This is a genomic window from Burkholderia sp. AcTa6-5, assembly GCF_017815075.1.
Classification (GTDB): Bacteria; Pseudomonadota; Gammaproteobacteria; order Burkholderiales; family Burkholderiaceae; genus Burkholderia; species Burkholderia sola.
The window spans coordinates 131,159-143,400 of the sequence record NZ_JAGIQE010000020.1 but is presented as its reverse complement, the minus strand read 5'-3'; the positions used below and the strand labels follow the sequence as shown (position 1 = coordinate 143,400).

Here is a 12,242-nt window from a genome sequence, read left to right as displayed (position 1 = left end):
TGCCGGAAATGGTCGCCGTCTGCTCGAGCGCCGCGGGCGGCGCGAACTGACGGGTTTCGTGAAGAACCGATTCAATCTTGGACAAGCGAGTCTCCCTGCGTTCGTGTAATTCCTGACGGTGCCCGGGAAAACGCAACATGCGTGCCAGTTGCGCGACCGGTGCGCGGCTGCGGCGAAAGCCGCGACAGCCGGGCGCGTGACACCCGATCCAGCCAAACCGTCGGGTTTGCGGACGGCAGCGCGATGCGGTGCGGCGTTCACAAATGCAGCAGGCGTGTTGCAGTCCTGAGCAGTTCGGTGTGCGAGCCGTCGCGTGCTCGCCCGGCACGGGCGCGTCAGGCGAGCAGCGAGCGCAGCGCTGGTGCGTGCCGGAATTGCCGGATGCGTTCGAGCGCCGCCACCTCGAGCTGACGAACGCGTTCGGCCGACAGGTTCAGTTGCCGGCCGATCTCGCGCAGCGAATACTCGTTGTCGACGTCGATCCCGTAGCGCAGGCGAAGAATCCATGCTTCGCGCGCGGGGAGGCAATCGATCAGCGCCGCGACTGCCGTGCGCAACTGGCCGGCGCTCGCGGCTTCTTCCGGCGTCGGCGCGTCGGGGTCGATCGTGACGTCGCACAGCGTGAGGTCGTGATCGGGCGAAACCGGCAGGTCGGCCGAGATCGGTTCGCGCACGATGCCCATCAGCTCGCGCACCTTGTCGACCGGCAGCCGCATCTGCGCGGAAAGCGCGCGCGCGTCGGCGACGTCGCCGGTTCGTTGCCGATGGATGCGTGCGAGCCGCGACAGCTTGTTGAGCGTATCGACCGTATGCGCGGGCACGCGTATCGTGCGGCCCAGATCGGCGAGCGCATGGGTGATCGCCTGCCGGATCCACCAGGTCGCATAGGTCGAGAATTTGAAGCCGCGCCGGTGATCGTAGCGATCGACGGCCTTCATCAGCCCGATATTGCCTTCCTGGATCAGGTCGGAGAACGGCAGGCCGCGATCGGCATAGCGTTTGGCGACCGACACGACGAGCCGCAGGTTGCTCTGGAACAGCTTCGTTCTCGCGGGTTGCATCGCCCGCTCGATACGCGAGCACCGCGCGTCGAGCGCAATCGCGATGTCGAGCGGCAACGGCGACTGAGCGGCGACGCGCGCGAGCGCGCCGCGCGCGTCGATTAGCGCCGGCGTATGGCGGGCGAGGGCGCCGGCGCAGTCGGGATGCGCGGTGCCGCATGCGTGCAGCCATGCGTATACGTCGTCGCACGGCGCGAAGAGGTCGTGGCGCGCGGATTCGGCATGTATGCCCGCAGCGGCCAGCGTGTCGACGAGCCGCTTTTCGAACGTGCGCGCTCGGGTCGCGCGCTCGCGGTTCGCTTGCCCGATGCGTTCGATCGCGCGTGACGTGAAGCGGATGGCGCCGGTCAACGCGGCCGCTTCGCGCAGCAGCGCTCGGCTGGCGGCCGACGCGAAACCGTCCGTGTGCAATGCATGCTGCATGGCCGGCGCCAGCGCACCGGCGCGCTCGAGCGCTTCGACGACCGTATCGCGCCACGCGTCGCTGTCGACGGAAGGGCCGGCCGCATCGTCCGGCGCCGGCGACGCCATGGCCGGATCGTCGGGCAACATCGACGGCGTACTTGCAGGCGATTCGATCTCACCGGTAAGCCCCGTCACGTAAACCGACGCCGCCGCCTTGCCGGCACGGATGTCGTCCGCGATCGCCGCGACGGCCGCGAGCGCCGCCGGATCGCGGCTCAATGCGTCGATGCAGGCGGCGCGTCCGCTTTCCAGACGGAGCGCGAGCGCGATCTCCTCGTCGCGTTCGAGCAGCGGCGTCGCGCTCATTTCCCGCAGATAGAGCCGGACCGGATCGTTGGTCCGGCCCGCGAGCAGGTCGTCGGCCGCGAGCGGCGTCGATGCGTCGGCGAGCGGCGACGCGACTTCCGACACCTGCGCAAAATGACGGTCGAGCGTCCACCCAGTGTGCTCGCCGGCATGCTCGCATACGTCGATGCCGAACTCGCGCAGCATCGACGCGGCTGCGTCGACATCCGCGCGTTCGGCCGCGTTATCCGGCAACGCATCGGGCAACGCATCGGCGATTTCGCCGTGCGTCACGTATCCGCGGTCGATGCCCAGCGCGATCAGCGCATGCAGATGCACCGCGCGTTCGGCGTCCGCGCCGCGACGCGACGCGTCGTCGCGCTCGCGGGCGGGCCCGGCATCAAGCGAGCTTCGCATAGACGTTGCACCAGCCTTCGGCGGCAACCGTCTTGCCCGCGAACATCGGGCACGTGCCGACGGATTCGCCCGCGGCAGCCTTGTAGAAGCGGCAGTTCGAACACGTCTGACCCGCCTGATACTTCGGGAACTTGCCTGAGTCGACGGTCGTCGCCTTTGCGCGGTAGCCGAGCGTCTTCGCTGTCGCGTCGTTTTCGTCGACGGGCGGGGCGGCCGCGAAGGCGCGCGTGCCGGCCGCGAGCGCGGCGCACAGGCCGGCGGCCTGCACGATGAAGGTTCTGCGATGGCGGGAGATCATGATGTCGTCCTGAACGAAATGAAATGAAAAGAAAAAGCCGGACCCGCGCGCCGGGCAGGCTGCCCGGCGCGGCGGTCGACCGAAACGAAAGCGGGCGGGAAAGTTACTTGCGCGGCCCGGCGATGAGCGGCGCCTTCGACGCGTTGGCGATATCGGCGGTCAGCTTGCTCTGCGACGCGTCGTAGCCGTTCGAGTAGAGCAGGAACGCCATCAGGTCCTCGTATTCCTGTGCGCTCATCTTGCCGGGGCGATCGGCCGGCATGTTGCTCGACATGTACAGGAAGATGCCGCCGACCGTGATGTGCGACTTGCCCTCGGGCGCGAACGATTCCCCGCTCAGCGCGGGCGCGGTATTGCCCTCGAGCTGGTCGCCGTGGCATTTCGCGCACGCGTCGCCGTAGAGCTTCTTGCCGTGCTGCACCTGCGCCTGGTCGAACGACGGGACGCCGCTGCCTTCGCTCGTCGACACCTTGATGAAACCGCTCTTCGCCGGCCGCTGCGCGGACGCGATCGCGCCGTCGAGAAACCGGCCGGGCACGTGCGTGGCGGCGGCTTGCGCGATGTCGGCGGGGAGCGTCCAGCCGCGCGTGAGCGATGCGAGACGGCCGTTGCCGCTCATCTGCGCCAGCGTGGCGTCGATACGCTTTTGCAGCGCGTCCTTGCCCGGCCCGAATGCGAACGACAGTTGCCAGTCCGAGTACGGCGACGACGTCGCCGCCACCTTGAACCGCTGTTTCGGATGGGCACGCTCGTACGCGACGACGCTCGGGTACCAGACGATCGCGCGCTGCGCGCGGCCCGCGGCGAGCGCGCCGATCGTTTTCTCGCTCGTGTTCTCGAGGTCGAAGCGTGCGTTCGCCTGCTGCGCGGCGATCAGTTGCGACGGGCTGCCGTACGTGGCCGCGATCGTTTCCTTGGCGCCGGACGGCGCTGGCGCATCGGGCAGCGACACGCTGACGTAGCCTGAGCGCAGATAGCCCTGCGAGAACGTCATTTTCGATCCCGACGCATCGGCGATCGCCGAACGCGGGAAACCGGCGATCACGTCGCAGTCGCGTTCGAGCGATTTCGTCAGCTCGCTGGCGGAGATGCCGTCGTCGTCGCCGTTGTCGTCGACGCCGCGTGCGTTGAAGGTCGCGGCGATGCCCGCGGCGCGGAACACTTCGCGCGCAACGGAGCGGTCGAGCGCAGTGGTCGGGCTACCGGGCAGCGTGCAGACGCGCACGCCGGCCGACGCGGCTGCCGGTGTCAGCGCCACGCCCACGGCGAGCAGACTGGCGACGGTAACGGAAGTGAGGCGAGTATTCATGGTGGTGTGTCCGGTTGAAGCGGGTGGGGCGTCGCGCCCGCATCGGGCGCATGCGGGCGCGACTCGGGCGCGATTCGGCCGTAGCGCCGGGTCAGTTCAGCGCGAACACGTAGAGCGTGCCGCCGCGCGGAACGTCCTTCGCGATGTCCGCCATCGGGCCACCCCAGATCGGGTTCGCGCCGCCATAGCCGGCGAGCACGGCGACATATTCCTTGCCGTCGACCTCGTACACCGACGGCTGCGAAATGATGCCGCTCGCCAGTTGCGGGCTTTCCCACAGCACCTTGCCGGTCGCCGTATCGAACGCGTACAGGTGACCGTCGAGCGAGCCGCTGAACGCGAGGCCGCTCGCCGTGGTCGCGACGCCGCCGTTCCACGGCTTCTTCGACCAGTGGCTCCACAGCTTCTTGCCGGTGTTCACGTCGATGGCCGTCAGTTCGCCGTAGCCTTCGCTGCCCGGTTCGGGCTTGATCTCGAAGCCTTCGCCGAGATACGGCAGCCCTTCCATGTAGCTGACCGACTTGCCGGTCAGGCTCATGCACGCATGCAGCGCGGGCACGACCGCGATGTTGCGTTCCTGGTCGTACGAGATCGACCACCAGTTCTTGCCGCCGAGGAAGCTCGGGCACGTCTCGATCGTCGTGCCGGCCTTCGGGAACTTCGATGCGTCCTGGATCGGCTTGCCGTCTTCCGTGTAGCCGGTGACCGACAACGCTTTCACGAACGGCGTCGCGTAGATCAGCTTGCCGGTCGTGCGGTCGATCGCATGGAAGAAGCCGTTGCGATCCGCGTGAATGATCGCGTCGTAGTCCTTGCCCTTGTACTTGATGTCCGCGAGGACGGCCGCGTTCACGCCGTCGTAGTCCCACGTGTCGTTGTTCGTGTACTGGTAGTGCCACTTCAGGTTGCCGCTCTTCGCATCGAGCGCGAGCAGCGAGTCGGAATACAGGTTGTCGCCGGGGCGCAGCGCCGCGAGCCACGGGCCGGGGTTGCCGACGCCCCAGTACAGCGTGCGCGACGCGGCGTCGTACGTGCCGGTCAGCCACGCGGCGCCGCCGCCGTGGCTCTGCATGCCGTCGGGCCAGGTTTCCGCGCCCTTTTCGCCGGCGGCGGGGATCGTGTAGCGTTTCCAGACCTGCGAGCCGTCTTCCGGATTCAGCGCGGCGATGTAGCCGCGAATCCCGTATTCGCCGCCGGACGTGCCGACGACGATCGCGCCGTCGATCGCGAGCGGCGCGAGCGAGAACGCGTAGCCGAGGCCCGGCTCGAACATCTGCTTCTTCCACACGAGATTGCCGGTCTGCGCGTCGAGCGCCGCGATTTCGCCGTTCAGCATCGCGATGTAGACGTTCTTGCCGTACAGCGCGACGCCGCGGTTGACGACGTCGCAGCACGCGGTCTTGAACGAGGCCGCGCCGAGTTTCGGCTCGTATTTCCACAGCTGCTTGCCGGTCTTCGCATCGAATGCGTAGACGTTGTCTTTCGGCGTCGTCACGAACAGGTAGTTGCCGTTGACGATCGGCGTGGCCTCGAAGCCCTGCTTCAGGTCGGCGGGGAACTTGTACGCCCACACCTGCTTGAGATCCTTCGCGTTCGACGTGTCGATCTGCTTGAGCGGCGAATGCGAGCGGCCGTCGTAGGTGCGGTAGTAGGTCAGCCAGCCCGGATCGCCGTGTGCATCGGTCAGGCGCTGGTAGGTCACGGCCGGGTAGTCCGCGGCCGCTTCGACGAGGCCGGGGTTCAGCGCGACGGCGGCTGCCACCGCGATGCCGATCGTCGCCAGCCGGCTCGCTGAAGCCGAGAGTTTCTTCATGGTTGTCTCCTGGGTCATTGTGGTCGCACCGCCGCGAACGATTCGTCGCGCCGGCACGGTTGGGGTTTCCGGGCCGAGTGCACTGCCCGTCACGCAAATCGCATGCCATCGCGGCAGGAAGCCGGTGTGGCGCGGCACACCGGCATATCGCTTGCGATGGGCCGATCGACGACCCGCGCCGTGGCGTCGGCGCAGGTGTTGCATTCAGGTACACCGTCGCGCGGGAAGTGTTGCCAAACATGACAGGTGGCGCAGTCCGTAGAACAGCGGGACATCGGCCGAACGCATGCGTTTCGCAAAGCGAGGGGCGACGCGGCGCGCACCGCTTGCGCTCGCGGCGCTGGCACGGTTCTCGCACGCGGGCTTCGCGACAACCCGGCGCCGCGCGGTGCATCGCGCGGCCCGGCGGAAAACAAGTGCGGAGACAATGGAATGATCAGGAGACCAAATGGCGCCGTGCGCGCCGGCGCGACGCGGCGCGGCCGGCGTGCGCGATGCATCGGCACGACCGTCGGCGCGCTGGCGCTGTTCGGCCTGCCGCCCGGCAGCGTGCGCGCGCAGCAGCAGGCCGACGGCAGCGCGATCGCGCCGCCCGAGCCGGCCATCGTGCTGCCCGCGGTGGTCGTCGTCGGCACGACGCCGCTGCTCGGGATCGGCACGCCGTTGTCGGAGGTGCCGGCGAACGTGCAGACGGTGCGTGCGGCGGAACTCGACGCGCAGCACCGCGCGACGCTCGCCGATTTCTTCGCGGCGAACCTGCAGAGCGTGACGATCTCGGATGCGCAGGGCAACCCGTACCAGACGGACGTCAACTATCGCGGCTTCACCGCGTCGCCGCTGCTCGGCACGCCGCAGGGGCTGTCGGTGTTCGTCGACGGCGTGCGCGTGAACGAGCCGTTCGGCGACGTCGTGAACTGGGACATCCTGCCCACGCAGGCGATCGACCGCGTGCAGCTGATTCCGGGCTCCAACCCGGTGTACGGGCTCAACACGCTCGGCGGTGCGCTCGCGATCACGACGAAGAACGGCAGGTCGAGCCCGGGCGGCGAAGCGGAGGTGTCGGGCGGTGCGTGGGGCCGCAAGGCCGCGAGCATCGAGCAGGGCGGCACGATCGGCCCGAACCTCGACTATTACGCGACCGCGAACGTCGCGAACGACGGCGGCTGGGCCGACCATAACGCGAGCCGCGTGCGGCAGGCGTTCGGCAAGCTGCGCTACACCGATGCGGACACGACGCTGTCGATCGCCGCAGGCGGCGCGGACAACACGCTGTCCGGCACCCAGACGATCCCGCGCTCGTTCCTCGACAACCGGAAGCAGGCATATACGTATCCGGACCGGAACCGCAACAGCGCGGGCTACCTGACGCTGTCGGGCGACCGCTTTTTCGGCGAAGACGTCGAGCTGAGCGGCAATGCGTACTACCGGCACCTGCGCAACGTCAACACGAGCAGCAACAACAATACGGATTACGGATCGGTGGACGACGATGGCACGGTCGACACGATGCAGGGCAGCAACGCGCAATCGACGATCGTCACCGACAGCTATGGCGGCAGCGTGCAGCTCACGCTGCTCGGCAAGCTCGGCGGGATGGCGAACCGGCTGGTCGCGGGCGTCTCGGCCGATGTCGCGAACTCGAGCTACGTTGCCTCATCGCAGGACGCGTCTTTCACCGACGCGCGCGCGGCGATCGGCATCGGCGATTTCGTCCCGCAGACCAGCGCGAAGACGCGCAACGTGAATGTCGGCGTGTACTTGAGCGACGCGCTGTCGCTGACGCCGCACTGGACGCTGACGCTGTCGGGCCGCTACGACTGGTCGAAAGCGCAGATCGGCGACGAGAGCGGCGTGCAGCCGCTACTCGACGGCGCCCATGTGTTCTCGCGCTTCAACCCGGCGGTCGGGCTCAACTGGAACCCGGTCGCGGGCTTCACCGCGTATGCGGCCTACAACGAAGGCATGCGTTCGCCGACCGCGATCGAACTCGCGTGCGCGGACCCGGCCGCGCCGTGTTCGCTGCCGAACGACTTCATCGCCGACCCGGCGCTCAAGCCGGTGATCTCGAAGACGTTCGAAGCCGGCGTGCGCGGCCGCATCGGCGCGGCGACGACCTGGAGCGCTGCGGCCTACCGCACGACGCTGACCGACGACATCCAGTTCATCAGCAGCCCGGCCAGCGCGCAGGGCTACTTCCGCAACGTCGGCGATACGCGGCGGCAGGGGATCGAGCTCGCCGGCCGCACGCGGTTCGGCCCGCTCGGTGTCGGGCTGTCGTACAGCCATGTCGATGCGACCTACCGATCGTCGTGGACCGAACACAGCCCCGCGAATTCGGCGGCCGACGCGAACGGCAACGTGACGGTCAAGCCGGGCGACCGCATCCCCGGCATTCCCGCGCATACGGTGAAACTGCGGCTCGACTATGCGGCGACGTCCGCGTGGGACATCGGCGCGAACGTCGTGTGGCGTAGCGGCGTGTACGCGCGCGGCGACGAGAACAACGGCGATGTGAACGGCCGGATCGCCGGCTACGTGCTGGTCGATCTCGACATGCGTTACCGGGTCACGAAGCGGTTCGAGGTGTTCGCGAGCGTGACGAACCTGTTCGACAAGCGCTACGCGAGCTTCGGCGCACTCGGCCAGAATTTCTTCAACGGGGCGAACCATACGTTCGACGGCGCCAATCCGGTGAACGAGCAGTTCGTCGGGCCGGGCGCGCCGCGCGGCGCGTGGGTCGGCATGCGCTATGCGTGGGATTGAGCGTGATGCGGCTGCGTGTGCGGTCCCGTCGCGACACGACCGGGCGCGGGCCGTCACGGGAACGGCACCATCGCGAACATCGCATTCACGGCGCGGGCGACGCTGCGCGCCAATGCGGGATCGCTTGGCAGATGCCCGGCCTTCACGCGTTCGATTGTCGCGTCGGGCACGGCGCGCGCGAGGCGCTCGACGTTGCCGACCGGGCAAACGGGATCGTCCATCCCGTGCGCGGCGAACAGCGGCACGTGGGCCAGTGCGGCCCGTCGCGCGAGCGCGAGTACGCGGCGCTCGCCGAGCCAGCAATCGTGTTGCAGGTAGTGCGCCTGGATCCGGTATTTGTCGATCAGCCGGCCGACGGTCTTCTGGGACCGAATCGGGCGCACGGGCGAGCGGCGTGTGCGTACTGATGCGAGGATCGCGTTTTCGTATGCGTGCCACGCGAGCGCGACTATGCGCTGCCGGGTTGTGCTCGCGCCGCGGCGCAGCCCCGCAGCGCAGCGCGACAGCAGGCGCTCCGGCCGGCCGCCGCCGGCCGCGGCATGCAGGCGCCGCCATTCGCGCGGCGCGCGCGTGCGGGACGTCACGAAGAGTCCACGGACTTCGCGTGGCGACGTCAGGAACAGGCCGCGCAGCACGACGCCCGTTACCCGTCCCGGATGCGTGCCCGCATACGCAAGCGCGAGCGCGGCGCCCCACGATCCGCCGACGACGCCCCAGCGTGCGATGCCGAGCTGTTCGCGCACCGCTTCGAGATCCGCGATCAGCCGCGCGGTGTCGTTGTGACGCGTGCCGCCGCGCGGTGTCGACGCGCCCGCGCCGCGCTGGTCGACGAGCACGACGCGCACGCGGGCAAGGTCGAACAGCCGCAGGATGCCGGCCTGGCTGCCGCTGCCGGGTCCGCCGTGCAGTACGACGACCGGATGGCCTTGCGCGGCGCCGGCCACGGCGAACGCGATCGATTGCGCGTCCCGGTGCAGGTGTCGGCGAACGGGCGTGGGCGGTGACGTCGATGCGTCGGGCAAGGCCCGCATGGCAGGCGACGGCGTGGATCGAATCGGGCGACGCGTCATGTCGATAGGGTTCGGGCGGAATCGGAAGGCAACCGTCACGCGGCCGGGCAGCGGCCGGACGGGTTCTGCGATAAAGCCAGAAACGCGCCAGCCGCGAGGATCCGGATTCGCACGGGTAGTCACGCGTCGGGAATTCGCGGTATCACGAAGGCCTGCTCGTCGCGCGACGCGACACGACACGCCCGGCCGCGCCCGGATGATTCATTACATCGTCCTTTCAATTTATCGCGCGGCGCCCGCGTGGCCCGATGCTTGCTTGCAATGACGGCAAAGAGTCCGGCAGTTGACCGGAAGGATCCCCCGGAGGAGACAATGCGCGATGACGTAGAGCAGGCGGCCGGGTCACGGGCCGCGCATCCCGCTGGCTGGCCCGCGCCGTCGATCCAGAAGGCCCACGAGCGCTCGGAGACGTTCGGCCTCCAGGTATCGGCACGACCCGACTACGACGTGCTGTCGAACGCGGCGCTGGTGCTCAAGCGCGAGCAGAGCCGGGTGCTGTGCGTGCACGCGATGCCGGTGATGGAGACGCTGCACGAGCAGATCGTCAACACGCAGAGCATGATCGTGCTGACCGATGCGGAAGGGCTGATTCTCCATTCGATCGGCGACGACGATTTCCTGCGCCGCGCGGAGAAGGTCGCGCTGCGCCCGGGCGCGAACTGGGCGGAGAGCCGGCAGGGCACCAACGCGATCGGCACGGCGCTGGCAGAGCTGTGCCCGATGGTCGTCCACGGCGACCAGCACTTCCTGGCCGCGAACCGCTTCCTGACCTGTTCGAGCGTGCCGATCCTCGATCCGTACGGCGACGCGATCGGCGTGCTCGACGTGACGGGCGACCACCGCAGCTATCACCAGCACACGATGGCGCTCGCGAAGATGTCGGTGCAGATGATCGAGAATCACCTGTTTACGACGACCTTTCAGGAAACGCTGCAGGTGTCGTTTCATGGCCGCCCCGAGTTCCTCGGCACGCTGATGGAGGGGATCGTCGCGTTCACCGCCGACGGGCGCTTCCTGTCGGCCAATCGCAGCGCGCAGTTCCAGCTCGGCATGCCGCTCTCGGCGCTGCGCGCGCACACGCTGTCGTCGCTGTTCGACGTCACCAGTGCGCAGCTGATCGACCGCATGCGCGCGAGCACCGACCGGCACCTGATGCTCAATCTCGGCAACGGCGCGGTGGTCTGCGCGCGCGTGCACTTCCGCCGCGCGACGCTCGCCGAAGGCAGCCGGCCGACGGACGTCCACGACGCGGGCGCGCCGGCCGCACGCGCGAACGCGGCGCCCGCGCCGGCGGCCGGCACGTCGGCCGGCCTGTCGCGGCTCAACTATCTCGACACTGGCGATGCGCAGGTCGCGTGCGTGATCGCGAAGGTGCGCAAGGTGATCGGCAAGGACATCCCGATCCTGATCACCGGCGAGACCGGCACCGGCAAGGAACTGCTCGCGCAGGCGATCCACAACGACTCGCCGCGGCGCGACGCGCCGTTCGTCGCGGTCAACTGCGCGTCGATTCCGGAGACGCTGATCGAGTCCGAGCTGTTCGGCTACGAGGAGGGCGCATTTACCGGCGCGCGCCGCAAGGGGGCGATCGGCAAGCTGCTGCAGGCGAACGGCGGCACGCTGTTCCTCGACGAGATCGGCGACATGCCGTATCCGCTGCAGGTGCGGCTGCTGCGCGTGCTGCAGGAGCGCCTCGTGAACCCGCTCGGGTCGACGAAGACGATTGCCGTGGACATCGCGATCATCTGCGCGACGCACCGCGACTTGCGCGAGATGATCGCGCAGAACCGTTTCCGCGAGGATCTCTACTACCGGCTGAACGGCCTCGTGGTGCGCCTGCCGCCGTTGCGCGACCGCACGGATCTCGCGGTCGTCGTGCAGAAGATGCTGCAACGCGAGGCGTTCGCGGGGCCGGGCGGGCCGCCGCTGTCCGTCGCGCCGGACGTCATGGAGTTGTTCGTGCGCTGCACGTGGCCGGGTAACTTCCGCCAGCTCGGCAACCTGCTGCGCACGGCGGCGGCCATGGTCGACGACGATGGCGAAATCCGGCGCGAGCATCTGCCGGACGACTTCTTCGATGACCTGCGGCGCGGCGATGCCGTGCAGACCGGGCAGGCCGTGCCGGCCACGCCCGATTCGCCCGCCGCGGCGAGCACCGCGGCCGGGCCGGGCGCCGCGGACGCGTTGCCTTCCGTCGATGCGCGCCTGCAGGACGTCGCCGCGTCCGCGATCGCCGCCGCGCTGGCCCGTCACGGCGGCAACGTGTCCGCCGCGGCGCGCGCGCTCGGCGTCTCGCGCAACACGATCTACCGGAAGATGCCGGCCGCCGACGCAGGGCGCCAGCCGTCCGACGAAAGCTGACGCGCTCGTCGCGCTGCGCGCGACCTGTCACAGCCGGTGTGTCAAGTTGCAACACCGGTGTTCAACGATTCAACACCTGTGACCACGCGCGGACAGCGTTCCGCCGGGGTGGCGGAACGCATTCGCGCGAATCGTGTCGGCTATTCGTAAGGATTCCGCCGCGATGCCCGGATGATGGCCGTCTACCGCCGCCGGGCCGCCGAAAAGCGGCTTCGGCACGCTCCTTGCTGAATAGAAACCGACCGCTCGATTGCCGCGGTCGTTCGATTCATCCAGCAACGCATCGACTCATCGACTCATCAATTCAGACAGGAGACACACCATGCAGTGGACGACACCGTCTTACACCGACCTGCGTTTCGGCTTCGAAATCACGATGTACATCGCCAACCGCTGATCG

Annotated in this window: 8 protein-coding genes; 3 read left to right on the top strand and 5 right to left on the bottom strand. The window is 68.6% G+C overall.

All coding sequences use genetic code 11. The features are described 5' to 3' along the window. Positions 1–335 precede the first annotated feature (335 nt). The 4 genes from J8I33_RS24785 to J8I33_RS24770 form a co-directional block, all read right to left on the bottom strand. The gene (locus tag J8I33_RS24785; protein ID WP_209939336.1) at positions 336–2,228 is read right to left on the bottom strand and encodes a sigma-70 family RNA polymerase sigma factor; all 1,893 of its coding nucleotides are present in this window, start codon (positions 2,226–2,228) and stop codon (positions 336–338) included. After that, the gene (locus J8I33_RS24780) at positions 2,212–2,526 is read right to left on the bottom strand and encodes a high-potential iron-sulfur protein (protein ID WP_124594732.1); all 315 of its coding nucleotides are present in this window, start codon (positions 2,524–2,526) and stop codon (positions 2,212–2,214) included. Before J8I33_RS24780 ends, J8I33_RS24785 begins: the two co-directional genes overlap by 17 nt. 103 nt (positions 2,527–2,629) lie before the next feature. After that, positions 2,630–3,835: a c-type cytochrome gene (locus J8I33_RS24775; RefSeq protein ID WP_209939335.1), complete on the bottom strand. Its 1,206-nt coding sequence runs from the start codon at positions 3,833–3,835 to the stop codon at positions 2,630–2,632. A gap of 91 nt (positions 3,836–3,926) precedes the next feature. Continuing rightward, positions 3,927–5,648 (bottom strand): methanol/ethanol family PQQ-dependent dehydrogenase, encoded by a 1,722-nt coding sequence (locus J8I33_RS24770; protein WP_069617477.1) that lies wholly within the window; start codon positions 5,646–5,648, stop codon positions 3,927–3,929. A 432-nt stretch (positions 5,649–6,080) separates the two neighbouring features. Here J8I33_RS24770 and J8I33_RS24765 point away from each other — a divergent pair, with 432 nt between their 5' ends. Beyond that, positions 6,081–8,411 carry a TonB-dependent receptor gene (locus J8I33_RS24765; protein WP_209939334.1) on the top strand — a complete coding sequence of 777 codons (2,331 nt, stop codon included), beginning with the start codon at positions 6,081–6,083 and terminating at the stop codon, positions 8,409–8,411. Positions 8,412–8,464: 53 nt separating this feature from the next. Here the strand turns inward: J8I33_RS24765 and J8I33_RS24760 are convergent, their stop codons facing one another. Further along, positions 8,465–9,442, bottom strand: coding sequence for an alpha/beta fold hydrolase (locus tag J8I33_RS24760; protein WP_209939333.1), 978 nt, complete (start codon positions 9,440–9,442; stop codon positions 8,465–8,467). A 351-nt stretch (positions 9,443–9,793) separates the two neighbouring features. Here J8I33_RS24760 and J8I33_RS24755 point away from each other — a divergent pair, with 351 nt between their 5' ends. Together J8I33_RS24755 and pqqA are read left to right on the top strand one after the other, a co-directional pair. Next, positions 9,794–11,842, top strand: coding sequence for a sigma-54-dependent Fis family transcriptional regulator (locus tag J8I33_RS24755; protein WP_050012260.1), 2,049 nt, complete (start codon positions 9,794–9,796; stop codon positions 11,840–11,842). Positions 11,843–12,164: 322 nt separating this feature from the next. Then, positions 12,165–12,239, top strand: a complete 75-nt coding sequence (gene pqqA, locus J8I33_RS24750) for a pyrroloquinoline quinone precursor peptide PqqA (RefSeq protein WP_006485436.1) — start codon at positions 12,165–12,167, stop codon at positions 12,237–12,239. Positions 12,240–12,242 lie beyond the last annotated feature (3 nt).